The organism is Marinobacter antarcticus (genome assembly GCF_011049865.1).
GTDB lineage: Bacteria > Pseudomonadota > Gammaproteobacteria > Pseudomonadales > Oleiphilaceae > Marinobacter > Marinobacter antarcticus_A.
The window spans coordinates 70,006-89,114 of sequence record NZ_DRGY01000077.1; the positions used below are offsets into that span (position 1 = coordinate 70,006).

The 19,109-nt window shown below is 55.3% G+C and carries 17 protein-coding genes and 1 other RNA gene; 4 read left to right on the forward strand and 14 right to left on the reverse strand.

Going from position 1 to position 19,109, the window contains the following annotated elements; all coding sequences use genetic code 11:
* Positions 1-23: 23 nt before the first annotated feature.
* Positions 24-3,887: an ATP-dependent RNA helicase HrpA gene (gene hrpA, locus ENI00_RS09925; protein WP_304101697.1), complete on the reverse strand. Its 3,864-nt coding sequence runs from the start codon at positions 3,885-3,887 to the stop codon at positions 24-26.
* Between the two features lie 47 nt (positions 3,888-3,934).
* Positions 3,935-5,620, reverse strand: a complete 1,686-nt coding sequence (locus ENI00_RS09930; protein WP_304101651.1) for an AMP-binding protein — start codon at positions 5,618-5,620, stop codon at positions 3,935-3,937.
* A 187-nt stretch (positions 5,621-5,807) separates the two neighbouring features.
* Between ENI00_RS09930 and ENI00_RS09935 the strand changes: the two genes are divergently transcribed.
* A complete protein-coding gene (locus ENI00_RS09935) occupies positions 5,808-6,299 on the forward strand; it encodes a MaoC/PaaZ C-terminal domain-containing protein (protein WP_304101652.1) in 492 nt (163 codons plus the stop codon).
* Position 6,300: 1 nt separating this feature from the next.
* Here the strand turns inward: ENI00_RS09935 and ENI00_RS09940 are convergent, their stop codons facing one another.
* The 12 genes from ENI00_RS09940 to ENI00_RS09995 form a co-directional block, all read right to left on the reverse strand.
* Positions 6,301-7,479: a vWA domain-containing protein gene (locus ENI00_RS09940; protein ID WP_304101653.1), complete on the reverse strand. Its 1,179-nt coding sequence runs from the start codon at positions 7,477-7,479 to the stop codon at positions 6,301-6,303.
* Positions 7,480-7,501: 22 nt separating this feature from the next.
* Positions 7,502-8,344 carry an AAA family ATPase gene (locus ENI00_RS09945; RefSeq protein WP_304101654.1) on the reverse strand — a complete coding sequence of 281 codons (843 nt, stop codon included), beginning with the start codon at positions 8,342-8,344 and terminating at the stop codon, positions 7,502-7,504.
* Between the two features lie 58 nt (positions 8,345-8,402).
* Positions 8,403-10,301, reverse strand: a complete 1,899-nt coding sequence (locus ENI00_RS09950) for a vWA domain-containing protein (RefSeq protein WP_304101655.1) — start codon at positions 10,299-10,301, stop codon at positions 8,403-8,405.
* Positions 10,302-10,353: 52 nt separating this feature from the next.
* Positions 10,354-10,698 carry a hypothetical protein gene (locus ENI00_RS09955; protein WP_304101656.1) on the reverse strand — a complete coding sequence of 115 codons (345 nt, stop codon included), beginning with the start codon at positions 10,696-10,698 and terminating at the stop codon, positions 10,354-10,356.
* The gene (locus ENI00_RS09960; RefSeq protein WP_304101657.1) at positions 10,698-11,144 is read right to left on the reverse strand and encodes a YcgN family cysteine cluster protein; all 447 of its coding nucleotides are present in this window, start codon (positions 11,142-11,144) and stop codon (positions 10,698-10,700) included. Before ENI00_RS09960 ends, ENI00_RS09955 begins: the two co-directional genes overlap by 1 nt.
* Entirely contained in the window at positions 11,141-11,434 is a 294-nt protein-coding gene (locus ENI00_RS09965; RefSeq protein WP_304101658.1) for a YcgL domain-containing protein, read from the reverse strand. The genes ENI00_RS09960 and ENI00_RS09965 overlap by 4 nt, the downstream gene beginning before the upstream one ends.
* Positions 11,431-12,579: a ribonuclease D gene (locus ENI00_RS09970; RefSeq protein ID WP_304101659.1), complete on the reverse strand. Its 1,149-nt coding sequence runs from the start codon at positions 12,577-12,579 to the stop codon at positions 11,431-11,433. Before ENI00_RS09970 ends, ENI00_RS09965 begins: the two co-directional genes overlap by 4 nt.
* 43 nt (positions 12,580-12,622) lie before the next feature.
* Complete coding sequence (recR, locus tag ENI00_RS09975; protein ID WP_304101660.1) at positions 12,623-13,225, reverse strand: recombination mediator RecR; 603 nt, start codon at positions 13,223-13,225, stop codon at positions 12,623-12,625.
* Positions 13,226-13,259: 34 nt separating this feature from the next.
* Positions 13,260-13,583, reverse strand: coding sequence for a YbaB/EbfC family nucleoid-associated protein (locus ENI00_RS09980; protein ID WP_304101661.1), 324 nt, complete (start codon positions 13,581-13,583; stop codon positions 13,260-13,262).
* Between the two features lie 4 nt (positions 13,584-13,587).
* Positions 13,588-15,339 (reverse strand): DNA polymerase III subunit gamma/tau, encoded by a 1,752-nt coding sequence (dnaX, locus tag ENI00_RS09985; RefSeq protein WP_304101662.1) that lies wholly within the window; start codon positions 15,337-15,339, stop codon positions 13,588-13,590.
* Positions 15,340-15,454: 115 nt separating this feature from the next.
* Positions 15,455-15,551, reverse strand: an RNA gene (gene ffs, locus ENI00_RS09990) — signal recognition particle sRNA small type.
* Between the two features lie 71 nt (positions 15,552-15,622).
* On the reverse strand, positions 15,623-16,252 hold the full coding sequence (locus ENI00_RS09995) for a 2OG-Fe(II) oxygenase (protein ID WP_414674241.1): 630 nt from the start codon (positions 16,250-16,252) through the stop codon (positions 15,623-15,625).
* Between the two features lie 115 nt (positions 16,253-16,367).
* Here ENI00_RS09995 and ENI00_RS10000 point away from each other — a divergent pair, with 115 nt between their 5' ends.
* From ENI00_RS10000 to ENI00_RS10010, 3 genes are read left to right on the forward strand one after another with little or no spacing between them, the layout of a single operon-like run.
* A complete protein-coding gene (locus ENI00_RS10000) occupies positions 16,368-17,288 on the forward strand; it encodes a D-hexose-6-phosphate mutarotase (RefSeq protein WP_304101664.1) in 921 nt (306 codons plus the stop codon).
* Between the two features lie 23 nt (positions 17,289-17,311).
* Complete coding sequence (locus tag ENI00_RS10005) at positions 17,312-18,127, forward strand: lysophospholipid acyltransferase family protein (protein WP_304101665.1); 816 nt, start codon at positions 17,312-17,314, stop codon at positions 18,125-18,127.
* Positions 18,127-19,086 (forward strand): SDR family oxidoreductase, encoded by a 960-nt coding sequence (locus tag ENI00_RS10010; RefSeq protein ID WP_304101666.1) that lies wholly within the window; start codon positions 18,127-18,129, stop codon positions 19,084-19,086. The genes ENI00_RS10005 and ENI00_RS10010 overlap by 1 nt, the downstream gene beginning before the upstream one ends.
* The last annotated feature ends 23 nt before the right edge of the window (positions 19,087-19,109 follow it).

Sequence of the window (19,109 nt, forward strand, 5' to 3'; positions counted from 1 at the left end):
CGGGTCTTTGCCCGCTCCAACAATCAGACCCGGGTGAGTTCCCATTGCTTATCCAGACGCTTCACGGATACCGTCATGGCGGTGCCCAGTTGCTGGGCAAAAAACGACACGCGGTATTCCTCCAACATCCACCGATAGAGCACCAGTTCCGGATCACGAACACCCTGCTTTTGCTGCTCATCCCGCTTGCTTTCGTAACGACTCCAAAGCGCTCCCACGGTGTGCAGAAACTCCCGCTCTCGCCCCATTTCCCGGGACATTTTCTCCAACCGCGCCAGGGCAGCTTCAAAGTACCGGCCAAACTCTGCGAGCCATTGGGACGGAGTTGCCACCAAAAAACCCGGATAAACAAGGTTTTGCATCTGAAACTTCAAATCCGCCATACTGTTCGCCAGGGCCAGATTGATCTTGCCCTTTAGCTTCTTCGCCACTTTCTGATAACCCATCATGGCTTGGTAAAGGCGCTCGTCAGCCTGTTCCAGAGCGGGAATGAAATCACCCCGGTGTTTGTCGAACAGCGCATCAAACGCCTCGCGGGTATCAGGTATCCGATCGTGTAAAAAGTGCTCCATGGCAGCGGCCACCACCAGATCGTCCAGCAGAACTTTTGCCTGGCCGATAGGCGCAAACATCAGCGCAGACTGTTTGAAGCGCGGAAGCTTGCGCTCAAGATCGTCCAGCGTGCTGCCAAACCGATTGACGATCAGGCGGGCGATGCCTTTGCGATTGGTGTCCTCGGCGGTCAGTCGGTCCAGGCAGCGAATTTCCCGTACGCGCTTGCCTAAGTCCTCAAGAGCGGGATACACCGTAATGTGCATGCCGCCCTTTTCGGTTTGCACGTTTGCGGGTAGCTCTCCAAACTCCCAATCCGTGAATTCGCCGGCGGGCTCCTGATTTCGGCTGTCACTGGTGGCTGACGCCAGCGCTTCCTCGGCGCGCCCTTCAAGCTGATCCTGAAGTTCTCTCGTTTCCCGGCTTTCCGCGATAACCTTCCCGCCATCCCCGAGAACCCTCAGATTCATCCGCAGGTGACGAGGCAGTTCATCCCGGGGCCAGGCCTCGGGATCAATGCGCACACCGGTCATCCGGCGCAACTGCTCACCGAGCTGAAAAGCCAATGGCTCGTTAGAGGGCTGGAGGTTGGCAACCGCGGCGTCTACGAAATCCGGCACTGGCACAAAATTACGACGCAGGGATTTTGGCAAGCCTTTGACCAACGCAATACACTTCTCGCGCAGCAAGCCCGGCACCAACCACTCCAGGCGCCGGGACGGAATCTGCCGCAGCGCCATAAGCGGTACCTGAAGCGTCACGCCATCACGCTCGCTGGTGGGCTCAAACTCATAGCTGAGCGGGTAACGAACGCCCTCCCATTCCAGAAAATCCGGATACAGGTTTGCCGCCAAGGCATCAACCGGTCGCTGCAGAACATCTTCCTCAGTCAGCTCAAGATTGCGAAGCGCGGCGGCCGTCAGGCTTTTCCACCAGCTTTCAAAATGACGACCACTGACGATCTCGGCCGGTACGCGTTCATCGTAAAAACTGACAAGCACTTCATCGTCTACCAGAAGATCCCGGCGCCGGGTCTTGTTCTCAAGATCCTCTACGCTTGCGAGCATGTCGCGGTTGCGGCTTATAAAGGGCGCCTTCGAGCGATAGTCGCCTTCCACCAAAGCATGACGGATGAAAAGATTGCGACACTCAACCGGGTCTATTTTGCTGAACGCGATGCTTCGCCTGGCCACCACGTCGAGGCCGTAAAGGGTGATTTTTTCATACCCCATCACCTGGGCTCTCTTCTGCTCCCAGTGCGGTTCGAAATAATGATGTTTCACCACGTGCCCGGCCAAGGGCTCTATCCATTCCGGCTGAATGGCGGCCACCATTCGGGCGAACACCCGGCTGGTTTCCACGATCTCCGTGGCGACAATCCATTTCGGCCCGGATTTCGATACTTTCGAACCGGGGAAAATCATAACCTTACGGTTGCGAGTCGCCAGGTATTCCTTTTTCTCGACCTTGGTTGCCACCTGCCCTAATAACCCGGCCAGAATCGCTTTGTGTATTGTGTCGTAGGTAGCCGCGTCGCGGTTAAAAGACATTTTCTGGTCGCGGCAGATCAGCGTGAGCTGCCGGTGAATATCGCGCCATTCACGCATGCGCATCCAGCTCAGAAAGCTTTTCTGACACACCTTTTTGAGTTGGCCCTGGGACAACTCCTGGCGCTGCTCCTCGTAAAAAGTCCATATATTGAGCAGAGTGACAAAATCGGATTCTTTATCATTGAACGGCGCGTGGGCCTGGTCGGCGGCCTGCTGTTTGTCCTGCGGCCGCTCTCGGGGGTCCTGAACGCTCAGCCCCGCAATAATGATCAGCGTTTCTGCCAGGCTACCCTGATCTGCGGCGGTAACCAGCATCCGGGCAAGGCGCGGATCGAGCGGCAATTTCGCCATGGTACGCCCGAGGTTCGTAACCCGGCGCCCATCGTCCACCGCGCTCAGCTCTTCGAGCAGCTTGTAGCCATCGTTGATCAGGCGTTTGTCTGGCGCCTCAAGGAACGGGAAATGACGAATCTCGCCAAGACCCGAAGTGGCCATCTGCAAGATGACGGAGGCCAGATTGGTCCGCAGTATTTCCGGATCGGTGTATTCCGGGCGGCTAACAAAGTCTGTTTCATCGTACAGTCGAAAACAGATTCCCGGCGCAACCCGGCCACACCGGCCTGCGCGCTGGTTGGCACTGGCTTGCGACACAGCTTCAACAGGCAGGCGCTGTATTTTGGAACGAACGCTGTAACGGCTGATTCGCGCCACACCGGTATCAATCACATAGCGAATGCCCGGCACCGTAAGCGATGTCTCGGCCACGTTGGTGGACAGCACAATCCTGCGTCCCCGATGGCCTTGAAACACCCGGTTCTGTTCCTGATTGCTCAGCCGGGAGTAAAGCGGCAGTATTTCCGTGTGGCGCAGTTCCGCATGGCGCAACACATTGCTGAGATTGCGGATCTCGCGTTCACCCGGCAGAAAAATCAGCACGTCGCCCGGTGGCAACTTCTCGCTGCGTTCATGCTGCTCAATCTCGTCGAGCGCGGCCAGAACCCCCTCATTCCAACCCTGATCACGATCGTCTTCGTCGCCGGTCAGCGGCCTGTAACGGATGTCTACCGGGAAGGTGCGGCCACTGACTTCCAACACCGGCGCTTTATCAAAAAACTCACTGAAGCGACCCACTTCAATGGTGGCCGATGTGATAATAACTTTGAGGTCTGGGCGTTTGGGCAGGAGCTGTTTCAGATAACCCAGCAGAAAATCGATGTTCAGACTGCGCTCGTGGGCTTCGTCAATAATCAGTGTGTCGTACCGATCAAGAAAGCGGTCGTTCTGAACTTCCGCCAAAAGAATCCCGTCGGTCATTACCTTGACCCGGGTTTGCTCGGAGGTGTTGTCAGAAAACCGCACCTGATAGCCGATTTGCTCTCCGATCTGTTCACCCAGCTCATCGGCAATACGGGCTGCAACGCTGCGCGCCGCGATACGTCTGGGTTGGGTATGACCGATAAGGCCGCGAATGCCGCGGCCGCTGTTCATGCAGATCTTGGGTATCTGGGTGGTTTTACCGGAGCCGGTTTCGCCCGCAATAATGACAACCTGATGGTTTTCGATCGCATCCCGGATATCATCAACGCGCTCAGAAACCGGCAGCCCCGCCGGAAAGCTCGCCGGCTTGTGCAGGGCCTGGCGTTGCTGCACCTTGCCCAGGCCACGATCAAGCCAGGTGGCCATTTTTTCCAGATCCTTCTGGCCGGGCCTGCCTTTGGTTCTGGCCATCTGTTTAACGATGCGAGCCGCTTCCAGCTGATTACAGGCGCTGAGCTGCTCCATCATTGCTTTGACAGCGGGCGCTACTGAGGGATTGGCATTCGATTGCAAAGTCACCGGGATTGCTTGTTACCTGGTTCGTCGCGCAGCTCGCGGCGCAGGATCTTACCCACGTTGGTTTTCGGCAGCTCATCGCGAAATTCGAAGAAACGCGGCACCTTGTAGGCGGTCAGGCGCTCGCGGCAAAATTCTTTGAGTTCATTTTCAGTGACGCCTTCAGCCGTTGCGACCAGATAGATCTTTACGGCTTCTCCACTCTTGGCATCCTCAACACCCACAGCTGCGCACTCGACCACTTTTGGATGGCTGCTGACCACGTCTTCAATTTCGTTTGGATAGACGTTAAATCCAGACACAATAATCATGTCTTTCTTACGGTCAACAATGCGGATATAGCCGTCCTCCTGAATCACCGCAATATCGCCGGTCCGGATGTAGCCGTCATCGGTGAAGGATTTCTGCGTATCCTCAGGGCGCTGCCAGTAGCCCCGCATAACCTGAGGGCCTTTGACACACAGTTCGCCCGGCGATCCCAGCGGCGGTTCATTGCCATCATCGTCAAGGGTCTTGACCTGCGTGGAGGGAACCGGCAAACCAATAGTGCCAAGCTGGATAGCGCTCCGCGGGTTCAGCGTAACCACCGGAGAGGTTTCGGTCATGCCAAAGCCTTCCGAGATGGCACAACCGGTCACACGCTCCCACATCTTTGCGGTATCGGTCGTCAAGGCCATGCCTCCAGAGGAGGTGAGTTTCAGATGGCTGAAATCGAGCCCCTTGAACTCCTCGTTGTTGCACAGTGCAACAAACAGCGTGTTCAGGCCCAAAAATGCGCTGAACTTGTGATTTTTCAGCTCTTTCACAAAACCTGGAATATCCCGTGGATTAGGGATCAGAACGTTGTGGGCGCCGGCTTCGAACATAATGCCGCAGTTCAGCGTAAACGAATAAATGTGATAAAGCGGCAGGGGCGCAATCACCACTTCCTGGCCTTCTACTATGGTGTCTTCCATCATCGGACGAACCTGCAGCAGATTCGCGACCAGATTGCCGTGGGTCAACATCGCACCTTTGGCAACGCCGGTTGTACCACCCGTGTACTGAAGCACCGCGATATCATCCCGCTTGCACTCAACCGGGGTGAACTTTTCGCGGGCGCCTGCGCTGAGCACGGCAGGCAACTTGTGGGCCTGGGGAATGCTGAACGGCGGCACCATCTTTTTCACATGCTTCACCACGGCGTTCATCACCGTGCGTTTGAGAGGCGAATGCATGTCCGCAATTTCGGTCACGATAACGTGCTCAATGCTGGTTTGGGGCAGCACTTTTTCGGCGTTCGCCGCCATGTTCGCCAGCACAACAAGGGCTTTGGCGCCCGAGTCGTTGAATTGATGCTCCATTTCCCGGGTGGTATACAGCGGGTTGGTATTCACCACAATCAGGCCCGCACGCATGGCGCCAAAGGCCACAACCGGGTACTGACACAGGTTTGGCATTTGCACGGCGATACGATCGCCAGGTTTCAGATCTGTTTTGGTTTGCAGCCAGGCCGCGAAGTTTCGGCTTTGGGTGTCCAGATCACGATAGCTCAGAGTTGCACCGACAGCGCTGAAGGCAGGGCGATCTGCGTACTTCTTAACCGCCTGATCAAACACATCCACCATGCTGGTGTATCGTTCAAGATCGATTTCACGGGGAATACTGGCGGGGTATTTGTCTTGGTAGAACGCCTCGAAATCCATCACCATCTCCTGTCTGACGCTTTTCTTTATAATGGTTTTCAAATGCCGTGTAGACTAAAAAATCAACTCGACATAAGTATCAGCCTCGAAAAAGTGGGCAGAGAATAGCAGTTTTGTTACCGATGAGGTAGTTTCAGCGCATAACCTGAAACAGCTGTGCCTACACGCCTCGCGCCCGGAGCCCTTGATGAGCGACACCCTTGATACCCTTGAAAACATTACGTACGACGAACTTAATGAAGGCGACACCGCGACGTTTGTTCGAACTCTCTCAGAAGATGATCTGGTGCTGTTCGCCGCCGTTTCAGGCGACGTTAACCCGGTGCATCTTGATCCTGAGTTTGCCGCCAACTCCTTGTTCGGAGAGCGAGTTGCCCACGGCATGTGGAGCGGAGCGCTGATTTCAGCGGCGCTCGCAACCGTTATGCCCGGTCCTGGCACGGTTTATCTGGAACAAACTCTCTCGTTCAAACGCCCCGTGAAGCTCGACGACACGCTGACCGTAAATCTCAAGGTGCTGCGCAAGGCTGCTAAAAACCGGGTTGTCTTCCGTTGCGACGTCACGAACCAGAACAATCAAAAAGTGGTCACCGGAGAAGCGAGAGTCATAGCGCCCACTGAAAAGGTTTCCCTGTACAAGCCAACGCTGCCCAACATCTCGATTGAAGACCGCAACTGATCTATTTGCTCAGATATTTCATGGCTGACTCCAGCCCTTCTACCGTGAGCGGGTACATGTGATTGTTCACGAGCTGCCGGGTCATTCCCAGAGAACCGCCCGTTCCCCAATAACTTTCGGGTAGCGGGTTGATCCAGACCACCTTTCGAAAATGCTCACTGATGCGCTGGAACCAGGCCGCCCCGGATTCTTTGTTCCAGTGTTCAATAGAGCCACCGGCGTGGGAAATTTCATAGGAGGCCATGGTGGCATCGCCTACGAAAATCACTTTGTAATCTGACGAGTATTTGTGCAAGACATCCCAAGTGTCGGTGGTCTCATTCATCCGCCGAATGTTGTTCTTCCACACACTCTCATACACGAAGTTATGAAAGTAGAAATACTCCATGTGCTTGAACTCCAGTCGCGAGGCGGAAAACAGCTCTTCACACACCCGCACATGGGGGTCCATGGAACCGCCCACATCAAAAAAGATCAGCACTTTAACTGCGTTATGCCGTTCCGGAACCATTTTCAGGTCCAGATAACCGGCGTTGCGGGCCGTCGACCGGATAGTATCATCCAGATCCAGTTTGTCGGCCGCGCCCTGGCGAGCGAACTTCCGTAACCGGCGAAGCGCTACCTTGATGTTGCGAATACCCAGGGTAACGCTGTCGTCCAGATCCTTGAATTCACGCTTTTCCCACACTTTAACAGCGCGCCCGTGACGCCCTTTTTTCTGGCCGATACGGTAGCCTTCCGGATTGTAACCATCCGCGCCAAACGGCGACGTGCCGCCTGTTCCGATCCACTTGTTACCGCCCGCGTGGCGCTCTTTCTGCTCCTCCATGCGTTTTTTGAAGGTTTCGATCAGCTCCTCCAGGCCGCCCAGCGAATCAATCTTGGCCTTCTCTTCCTCGGTCAGATTTTTTTCAAATTCGCCCCTGAGCCACTCATCCGGAATGAGCGCTTCGAGCAACTCATCCAAGTGCTCGATACCGTCAAAATAGACTTTGAACGCACGATCAAACTTGTCGAAGTGGCGCTCATCCTTCACCAGGCACAACCGTGCCAGGTAATAGAACTCTTCCATATCCGCAAAGGCGAGCTGCTGTTGCAGAGCCTCCAGCAGATCGAGGAATTCACGCAAGCTGGCAGGCACTTTGGCCCGCCGCACTTCGAGAAAAAAATCAATCAACATAAAACGGCACTCTAAACGAATTTCAGCCGCGACGGCGGGCCATAAACGCCAGCTTCTGCAGCAGGTGCACATCTTGCTCGTTTTTAACCAGAGCACCGTAAAGAGGTGGCAACGCGGAACTGCTGTCTTTATCCTGCAGCATCTTGGCGGTCAGCTCGTCGGCCATCAACAGCTTAAGCCAGTCAATCAGCTCTGAGGTGGAGGGCTTTTTCTTCAGGCCTGGCACCTTGCGCACGTCAAAAAATACTTCCAGCGCGTCCTTAACAACCTGCTGCTGAAGGCCGGGGAAGTGAACATCCACAATGCTTTGCATGGTGGCATGATCCGGAAAGCTGATGTAGTGGAAAAAGCAGCGGCGCAGAAACGCATCGGGCAGCTCTTTTTCATTGTTACTGGTGATGACGATGATCGGGCGCTTGGTTGCTTTTACGAACGTCTGGGTTTCGTAAACGTAGAACTCCATGCGATCCAGTTCCAACAACAGATCGTTGGGAAATTCGATGTCGGCCTTATCAATCTCGTCAATCAGCAACACCACCTGCTCTTGTGCTTCGAACGCTTCCCAGAGTTTGCCTTTGATAATGTAGTTGCTGATGTCGTTGACCTTCGCATCACCCAACTGGGAATCCCGCAGGCGGGACACCGCATCATACTCATACAGGCCCTGCTGAGCTTTGGTCGTTGATTTAATATGCCAGGGAATCAAACGCATACCCAAAGCGCTTGCCATCTCTTCTGCCAGCAAGGTTTTGCCGGTGCCGGGCTCGCCTTTGATCAGCAGCGGACGTTGCAGCGTGATGGCCGCATTCACGGCCATTTGCAGGTCATCGGTGGCTACGTAGTTGTCGGTACCGGTAAACTTCATCTGTGTCATTCCTGTCAGTCGTTAGCAGTTGCTATCCATTACTATAAATTGCCTGAGGCTACTTTTTCGGCTTATCGTCCGGTTCGTTTTCCGGCTCATGCTCACTGGGTAAATCGTCAAATTCAGACAGTTCGAATTCGTCCAGTCCGAATTCTTCATCATCGTCTTCGTTCACCGGCTCAACCAGTTCGGGAATCTCTTCTTCGGGTTCCACCACCGCGGTGGCCGTAGGTATATCTTCCTCTGCCGGCTCTTCTTCTGCCATCACCACCGGCACCTCCGCTTCGATGTCTGCCATTTCCTGCTGCAAATCTTCGAGGCTCTCCGGGTCTTCGCCCGCTGCATCGGCAGCATCAGGCGAGGCACGGCGATTACGCATCAGCAAAATAAGGATGAGCGCCAGAACGACAAGCGCGCCTGCTCCGGCTCCGATCATCCACAGAGGGAAAGGCAGTGCGGATTCAACGCTCGGCTCATCGACCGGTTCGGCTTCAACGGCGGGCGCAGGATCAGCAGGTTTGACCGGCGCCGGCTGGGTTTTCGGTTCAGGCTGAGGTTGCGGCTCTGGCTCCGATTGTGGCTCGGGCTGTATTTCCGGCTCTGGTTCTGGCGGCAACGCTTGCCCGGACTGCTCAGCGAGGCTGATATCAATCGGCGCTCCAATCGCTGGTTCAATCATGCCCACGGGCAAAATGAATTCGGTTGTAGCGGTAAATTTGCGTGCAAACGTTTTGCCATCCGCCACTATATCTATCCTGTACACACCCTCGGCAGGCAGCTTGCTGATAGTATCTGAGTATTCACCCTCTTCAGGCGACGAGTCGACTGAGAGCGTTTTGCTGCCGCTGCTCCCGTCCTCGGACATCAGGCTGAGCTTTACACTCAGCACGTCGAGAAACTCCGGGCTGGTTATCCTGTCCGCTTTTTCAAAAAACCCAACGCGAACGTTGATGGGGGATTCCGGGGTAAACGTTGGGGGAATCTGGCTGACCACCATTCTCAGGTCGCTGACCACCGTTACCTGGCTGCCCTCCCCTAATGCGCCCTTAACGCGCCACTCACCGGACTGGGGCTCGGTAATGGTAACCAGATCATACGCCGCTTCCCGGGCCCAGCGAACGTTGTCAGGCGCAGAGGATTGCGCAAGTGCTTTGCCATCCGGCCCGATCATTTCGAGGCCGGCAGATTCAGCCGCTTCACCGGTTTTAGCCGATCCGCGGAAGATTAACGCCGTAAATTCCTTTACGCCTGCGTCCACCGTGAAGGCATTGCCTTCAATAGGAATCTGCTCCTGCGGCGCTGCGGTATTCAGGGCGCCCAGAAAGGCCAGATTGAGGGCTTCGGCTGTGTCTGCAGTCCGGAAGCTGCCCTTCGATTTATCCGCCAGTGTCTTTAAAAATCCGGCATCGGCCTGATCAGAAAGCGCCACCGTGTGAAAAGTAGCGCCTCTGGCCACCAAGGGCTCAAGCACCTTGCTCACAATTCTTTTTTCTTCAGCCCGGTTTACATCGTCGCTGTCCGAGATGTCGACCTTGCCATCGGTCAGCAGAATAAAATGCGTATTCTCAAGCGTGCCGCCCGTTACATAGTCGTCGCTGGCCGTCTCAATAGCCTTGCCAAGATTGGTGCGCAGCGCTACAGAATTTATTTTCCCGGAGCGATTAATCGCCGTTTCACGCCAGCCCTCGTTCACCTCGCCGTGGGGCACCAGCATGTTTACGTATTGGCCAAAAGTCCAGACCCCTGCTGTGCTCCCTTCGGGTAGCACCCGGGCCAAAAGCCTTACCGCCGGTTGCCGCAAATTATTCGGATCGGTTTCTTTCATGGAACCCGAGATGTCCACAATAATCCGGATATCGGGGCTTTCCGGCAGCGTGAGCTTCGTGGTCTCCTCAGCCCAGAGTGTTGTGGGCAACAGCAGCGCAGCTAAAAAAACCAGCGTCAGGAATCTTGGCATTGTGACTCTCGGGAACATGTTTGGAATTTTATTATTATGGTCGGCAGCGATCTCAGCGCCGGGACAACCGATAGCGCACCATATCCAGAATCCAGACAAGCAGCATGACAAGACCGCCAAGGCCCAGATTGAACAACGCACGCCCGGCAGCATCTGCATCACCAAGAACCAGTTCGTAACCACCGAACAGCCATGCGGGTATCCACCAACCAACCACTTCGGGAGACTCTACCGGCGTCAACAGCAACGCAACCAGCGCAGCCAGTAGCAGCGTGCGAAGACCGTACACCGGCAAAAACCGGAACAGCTTTTTCATCATGAAATAAAACACAACGAAAGCGATAACGTAAGCGGCCCAAAAAATGCCGTAAGCAAGATGTGCGTCAGTATTGATCATTACAGAACCCAGTGAATGATGTGTTCTTCCCAGTCTTCCTCCGCCACCTGATCCTCAAGGATCACTTTGTGGCGTATTGAAATACCAGCTTCGTGAACCGAATCCGGGCTTCCGCTTCGCAGCGGGTGCCAGTCGGCAAGGGGCCTGCCTTCCGCCAGTGTGCGATAGGCACAGGTATAGGGCAGCCAATGATAATCGTTCACCGTGTCCGGTGTCAGTACCGTACAGCCGGGTACCTTTTCCAGGCGATCCGGGTATACCGTGCACCGGCAGGTGTCTTCATTCATATAGCGGCACACCAGATCGGTGTGATACACCTCGCCGGTGTCTTCATCTTCGAGCTTGTTCAGACAGCATTTGCCACACCCGTCGCACAGGGATTCCCATTCTTGTGGCGTCATCTCACTCAGGCGTTTGCGCTGCCAGAACGGGATTTGGGCAATCACGAATTTCTCAGCCCCGGTTTGGTGCGAAAATCGACAACATAGCCATCGCGCTCTTCCGGCATCTGCAGAAAGAAATCCTTATCAGCGATGGTGTTCAGCACCTGTTCACCCGTTGTTCTGGCGAGCTTGCGCTCCGGGGTCAGAATCAGGTCCATCGAGTGTATCGGCTTGCCAAAAATGTCCCTCAGGCTTTCGGGCAACTCGTCCCAAACCTGGCCCCGACGCACATAAATATAGGTATCGCTTTTTTTGCTGCTTCGAAAAACAGACACAAATTCCCGATCTTTCATGATGTCAGAAAACCCTCGATATCGCTCATTACCGGCTTCAGAATTTCAGCGCGCCAGCCCTGAAAAAACGGACTCTCTGCCATGCTCCGATCCTGAAATACTTTTTCAAGACGCTTTCTGGGAGCAAGCAATTCAATAGGAATATCAGACGCTTCCGAGGCCTTTCTAAAAATTTGCTTTAATTGCTTAAACCTCACCTGCTGATCCCGATTCAAAGGCGGCGCAATGGGTTCAATCCCGGAGTTATCGGCCTTGCGCCCCTCGTCAACAAGCTCAAGCAACGCGTCGCCATACCGGCGAACCACACCCGCTGGAACACCCTGAATTGTTGACATCTCGCTGAGCGATTTTGGCAAACGGTCTGCAATCGCAATAAGAAGAGGATCCGCCACCACCCTGCCCCGTGGGCGATCACGCTCTCTGCTTTCCAGCTCCCGCCACACCACCAGCTTCCTGAGCACCACCTGCTGCTGGGCCGTTAATGCCCAACCACCACGAAGGCGGAGATAATGATTGTTCGGGTCGTCCTGATCTGCAAGTTCGTCGGCAAAACGCGTGGATTCTTCCACCAGTGCCGCTTCCAGCCCGCGCTCCCGCAGATGCGCCGTTACCCATTGATGCATGGGCGAAAGAAAGCGAATGTCGTCGACGGCGTAACGCTGTTGGGCGTCACTCAGAGGGCGAGAGATCCAGTCAGAGCGAGTGACGGATTTATCCAGCGCCTCACTAAAAAGCTGCTCAACCAACCGCGCATACCCCAGAGAGAAACCGGCACCCGCCATCGCCGCGCCTATCTGAAGGTCCACAACGCCTTTTGGGCGTATTCCCAGCCAATCCCGAAAAAGCTCGAGATCCTCACTCATGGCATAGAGCAGCTTGGTCACGCCAGGGTCTGCGATCGTCGCCCGAAAACGGGCAGACTGTTCTGCCACTTCCGGGTCTACCAGGCAAAATCGATCACCAAGGCCTAACTGAACCAACCCGGGAATCGGGTAAAAGGTGTTCACCCGCTCAAATTCGGTGTCCAGAACCAGGGGCAGGCCCGGAGCACTGTCCAGCCAGGCATCCAGTTCTTCCGGCGATGGAATCCAGTCAATCGTGTCAGGTGCCGGGGGAACAGCAATAGCCGGTGCAGAAAAAGTCATAGAAAAAGCCAGTTAAAGGCGCCGTGAAATGCCTGACGCGGAATCAGTCCAGCAGAGGTTTTCTGCCGCGAAACGCATGGGTGAGCGTAAAGCCATCAACGTAGCCAAGCTCGCCACCCACCGGTATGCCGTGGGCAAGGCGCGTGATGAGGATATTTGAGCCGTCGAGCCGGTCGGAAATATAGTGGGCCGTTGCTTCACCCTCAACCGTCGGGTTGGTTGCAAGAATAAGCTCGGTAACACCTTCGGAACGAACTCTGCGCAAAAGCCGTTCAATACCAATGTCGTCAGGCCCCACGCCATCAATGGGTGACAGGTGACCCATCAAAACAAAATAGCTGCCTTTATAATCTCCCGCCTGCTCAATCGCCAGCAAATCTGAGGGGCTCTCCACGACGCACAGCGTGCCGTTCGTGCGCACCGGGTTTTTGCAAATGCCACACATTTCAGTATCGGAAAAGTTCTGACAGCTTTCGCATCGACGCACACCCGTCATGGCTGTGCTCAAAGCCTCAGAAAGCCGGGTTCCGCCAGAGCGCGCCCGCTCAAGCAGATGGAAAGCCATGCGCTGAGCGGTTTTCTGACCAACACCCGGTAAACACCGAAGCGATTCGACAAGTTCATCAACCAGTGGGCTGAACGCCATGAAACACCCTCAAACTGCGGTTCAGTAAAATGCCTTAAAACGGCATCTTGAAGCCGGGTGGCAATCCCATACCAGACATCATGCCCGACATTTTATCTTTCTGATTGGCCTCCACCCGACGCACGGCATCGTTAATGGCGGCCGCCAGCAAATCTTCCAGGATGTCTTTCTCCTCAGACATCAAAGAGGGATCAACTTCCACCTTGCGAACATCGTGGCGGCCATTCATGGTAACTTTTACCAAGCCTGCGCCGGCTTCACCGATTATTTCGACTTTTGCAGCTTCTTCCTGGGCCTTTTGCATGTCTTCTTGCATTTTTTGGGCCTTTTTCATCAGGCCACCCATATCGTTCATCATGCCTTTATCTCCTGTTTGTATCTGTCGGCCTAATACTGTCTTCCACGACCGTAGCCTCAAATCGCTCCACAATGGACCTTACCAGCGGATCGTTACGGATAGATTCCTCAGCAGCTGCCTGACGCGTTACGCGTAAGCGCTCCTCAAAAGCCGCCGGCGTATCAGGCCCCGGATCGCCCTTCTCTATCTGTAATTGAATGGCGTCGCCGAAATGATTTCTCAAGGCTGCCAGAATCTTTTCTTCATGCCGTGCGTTAAGCAGCCGGGCGTGGCCATCGTCGATCAACAGCGTGATGATGTCACCGGACCGAGACATGGCCCCGTGACCGGCCAGGTTGCCGGGCATGCCGACAATGCCCAGATTACGAAAATCCCGTTCCCAGACAAATTCCCCGCTTGCTGTGGGCGCCGGTGCAGCTTCAATTTCCGGCGCAGGCGCAGGCTCTGGCTCTGGCTCTGGCTCTGGCTCTGGCTCTGGCTCTGGCTCTGGCTCTGGCTCTGGCTCTGGATAATCAGGGCCGGCTTCTGCTTGAGCATCAAGGCTTGCAAGCCAGTCATCGTCTGCAACTGGCTCAATGGCCGCAGGAGCCGGTGCGGGCTCAGGTTCTTCCCGGGCTTCACCCTCAACGCCTGAGCCTGCATTGCTCACCGCAGGTGGCGCACGCCGGTCAGAGCCAGGGCGAAATGCCAGCATGCGCAGCAGCGTCATCTCGAAGCCCATGCGGGCGTCAGGGGTAATCGCCAAATCCTTCCGGCCCACCAGCGCTGCCTGATAAAACAGCTGGGTGTCTTCCGCGCTCAGCCTGCGCGCCAGCGACTGCACCTGGGCTGCGTCGCCGAGTACATTATCGGCGCTGCCTGGCACAACCTGCTCCATGGTCACGCGGTGGAACAGCGACAGAAGATCCGCGAGTATGATGCTGTAGTCCGGTGCAAAATCCGAAATCCGGCTAATCTCTGTCAGTAAGCCCGGCCCGTCACGATCGACCAGTGCACTGACAATCCGCTCGATATCTTGCTGGTCAATGGTACCCAGCATACTGCTGACGTCACGGGCAGAAAGCGTCTGGTTGCCGAAGGCAATGGCTTGATCCGTCAGGCTCAGGGCATCGCGCATGCTGCCGTCAGCGGCGCGGGCCAGCAGCCAGAGCGCCGGCTCTTCAAACGGAATCTGTTCGGCGGTCAGAACCTTGGTCAAATGGCCCGCAATGTGCTCCGGCGTCATGCGCTTCAGGTTGAATTGCAGGCAGCGGGAGAGAACGGTTACGGGCAGTTTTTGGGGGTCGGTGGTTGCCAGCAGGAACTTCACATGTTCCGGCGGCTCTTCAAGCGTTTTGAGAAACGCGTTGAACGACTGATTGGTAAGCATGTGCACCTCATCAATGAGGTACACCTTATAACGGCCCCGGCTGGGCGCGTACTGAACGTTGTCAGTCAGCTCCCGCATATCGTCCACACCGGTGCGCGACGCGGCGTCGATCTCAATCAGGTCCACGAAACGACCTTCCTGAATCTCCACGCAGCTGGAACACGTGCCACATGGCCGCGAGGTAACGCCGGTATCGCAGTTAAGACAACGGGCCAAAAGGCGTCCGATGGTGGTTTTACCCACTCCCCGGGTGCCGGTGAACAAATAGGCATGGTGCAGGCGCTGGTTGTCCAGAGCGTGAATTAACGCTTGAAGAACGTGTTCCTGGCCCACCATGTCTTCAAAGGTGCGGGGGCGCCATTTACGGGCAAGTACCTGATAGCTCATGTTCCGCCAAATGCTGAGAAAAACGCCTGCAACTTTAGCATGGACAAGAGTGGGTAAGAAGCTGTTAGGAACTTTAAGCGGTTACTAAAAATCAGAAGGGAAAATCTGGGGGTGGCTCCATCAGCGACACTCCGGCACACAATTCCACCGCTGCGGCTGCTCCCTTCCGGGCCTGACCGGGTTCGCGGTTTCATGTTGCGGAGGCACCAATGGAGCCACCATAACGGCGTTTCAGGACAAACTCCCCGAAAGCGGCGCGAATGTTAACAAAAGGGTTTACGGACTACAACAGGAACGGAATCTCATCCTGCCGAAACCAGCATGCCAAGCTGTAACGCGTGCGGTGAGCTTCCAGAACCCCATGACGAATTTCCTCACTCATGAACAGCACAACCCTGCCCATTTCAGGCAATATCACCGCATCACTTGCATTGTTGTTTGTCCGGCCATAAATCTGCAACGCACCGCCATCCCCGGGCTGCCAGTCATCATTCAGATACAATACAAAGCTGACGATGCGCGAGGCCCGCCCCTGAAAGCTGTCCACGTGGGCCGTGTAGAAATCACCGCTGTGGTAAGTCGCATAGTGGGCCTCGACGCGCTTCAGACCCAGAAACAACCGCTGGTTCAAGCCCACCCGCAGGTCTTCGAGACATTCGAACAAGGCCAGTTGAGCGGGCGTTGCGCCCTGAAGCCAGGCAATTTTGTCCCGTCGCACCGATCGATCCCGAACAGGCGCGCTACCACGCCCGATACCGGCTGCCTTAAGCGCATCGCTCTGATCAAGAACAATGATTTCCTGCTGCAGCGACTGCAACAGTTGTGAGCCAAGCCATGGCGTCATATCGAAGCTCATCCAGCCATGCTCGCTCAGGCCATCGGCAAGATCGTCTAACCATCGCGCTACATCCAATGACATTCCTTTAACATAGTCTTTCGTGGAGAAACCCGCCGCGACTGTCGCCCCTGACCCCGTTTTGATTTACCCTCTGATCAGGCAGCAACACTTAAGCGCGGAACCGCACCTTATGTCCGAGAGTAGCAACACGCCACCTTTATCGCTTTCTCCCGGCCAATGGTCCTTTACCCGCTGGAACACAATCGGACAACTGGAGGCGCTGGAGGTTCATCACCCTCTCTTTGAAGCCACCGTGTTTTTGCAGGGTGCGCATCTCACCCGGTTTATCCCGGAGAACGAACCCGACTGGCTATGGCTTAGCCCTGATGCACGCTTTGAACCCGGCCGAGCTATTCGGGGAGGCATTCCGGTGTGCTGGCCCTGGTTCGGTGACCCCGAGCGCAATGCGCCCGAGGTGAGAAAGCGGATAAAAACGCCCAATCCTCACGGATTTGCCCGCACCAGCCTCTGGAAACTGGAGGACGTAAGAGAAACCGCCCACGAGGTAGAAATAAGCCTGTCTCTGAACGCCAACGACGACTTTGCCGACCTGTGGACCGGCCACGCCCTGGCCCTGTTAACGTACAACTTTTCAGTGCGCGGCTGCCAGCTTGCCCTGACCACAACCAATCTCAGCGATGGTCCACTGGCGCTTAGCCAGGCATTGCACACCTACTTGCCAACAACCGACATCACACGGTCAAGAGTATTGGGCCTTGGCTACAGCCACTATATTGATACTCTCAAAAACTGGGAATACTGCACTCAAGATGGCCCCGTGTATTTTGAGGGCGAGACCGATCGAATATACGAAAGCGGCGAGCCACTGACCGTTGTAACGCCGGGCGCCAGCCGAAAACTCAACGCGGTTGGGAGCGACTCTACCGTGGTCTGGAACCCGGGCCCTGACAAAGCCAAAACGCTCAGCGATTTCTCGAACGATGCCTGGCAGACAATGCTCTGCGTAGAAACGGCCAATGCCGCCAGCGATTATCGCGTGCTTAATGAGGGCCAAAACCACACACTTGGGCTGTTGATCAGACGCGGCTGAATGTTGATATCGAGGGAGTTCACATGGGCCTGACATCGTTTCTGAAATCCCGGCTGGTTCCGGAAGCACTGCACAAACAGATTAATCACATCGGTAAACCCATGGGAACACTGGGATACGACCCTTGGGGCTACAATAACGAGACGTTCAAATACGGCTTTTCACTGACAAAACCGATTTACGAAAAATACTTCCGCACAGAGGCCCACGGCGTTGATCACATGCCCGCTGAAGGGCCTGTACTGATTGTAGGAAATCACAGTGGGCAACTGCCGATTGATGGCCTGCTCGTTGGGTACGCACTGGCCTCCCGCGAAAAAAACCCACGCATTCCCAGAGCCATGATTGAACGCTTCTTTCCCACTGTGCCCTGGCTTGGCAATCTGTTGAACGAAGTAGGCGCCGCATTGGGCGACCCGGTAAACTGCGCCAGAATGCTTGCCAATAACGAAGCCATTATTGTGTTCCCCGAAGGCATACGCGGCTCTGGAAAACTCTATCGCGACCGCTACAAACTGCAGCGCTTCGGCTGTGGGTTCATGCACCTGGCCATTAAATATAAGGCTGCCATCGTGCCCGTCGGTGTGGTGGGCTGCGAAGAAAGCATTCCTGCCATCGCCAACATCAAGCCCTTGGCCAAAGCACTGGGCCTTCCTTATCTTCCCGTCGCCATGCCCGTCATTCTGCCCGCCAAAGTTCACTTGAATTTCGGGGCGCCTATGTATTTTGATGGGGAAGATATTTCCGAAGAGCAGATAAAAGAGCGCGTTGAGCAGGTAAAAACGGAAATAAAACGGCTGATCGACAAAGGACTGGCAGAACGAAAAGGGGTGTTTTGATGACGGATGCGACAACCAAGCAACGCAAACCTCATATCCTGGTAACCGGCGCGGCGGGCGCACTGGCACAACAGGTCATCAAACGGCTGAGGGCAACCTGCAGCATCGTGGCCGTTGATGCCCGGGAGCAGGTATATCTCGGCGACGATATTCCCAGTTACTGTATCGATTTCAACCAGCGCATTTTCGAAGATCTTTTTCGCCGCTACCCGTTTGACAGCGTTATTCATCTCGGGCGCATTAGCTCAAGCCAACTCACCCGGATGCGGCGCTACAACGCCAACGTACTGGGCACCCAAAAGCTGTTGGATCTGAGCCACAAATACGGCATTAGCCGCATACTGGTGCTGTCCACCTACCACGTATACGGAGCCATGGCCTACAACCCCGGCCTCATCGACGAGGCGGCGCCCATGAAAAGCGCCGGCCTGAGTGCCGATCTGATTGATTCCGTGGAACTGGAGAACCTGGCAAACCTCTACCTTTGGCGCTTTCCGGAACTGAATATCAGCATCCTGCGCCCCTGCAACATCGTGGGCCCAGGTGTTCGCAACACGATGAGCAGCGTGCTTTCCAGTCATCGCGCCCCGGTACTGGCAGGGTTCTCACCCATGATGCAGTTCATCCATATCGACGACATGGCCGATGCCATCGTGCTGGCCTCCCAAAAGCCGGTCCGGGGCATATTCAACGTAGCGCCGGATGACTGGGTCGCTTATCAGCGAGCACTGAAAATCTGCGGCTGCAAGCGCATTCCGGTGCCCTCTATTCCGCCGGTTTTACCAAAACTAATATCTCGCGCACTGCGCTTACGCAGCTTTCCGGCCCACCTTATGGATTTTTTCAAGTATCCCGTGGTCATTGATGGGCGAGGGTTTTCAGAGGAGTTCGGATTCAAACCGAAACGGCCGCTAAAGGAAATATTCCGGTTTTATCGGGATAATAAGACGCCTTTGTAGCTCTTATGTAGCTCTTATGTAGC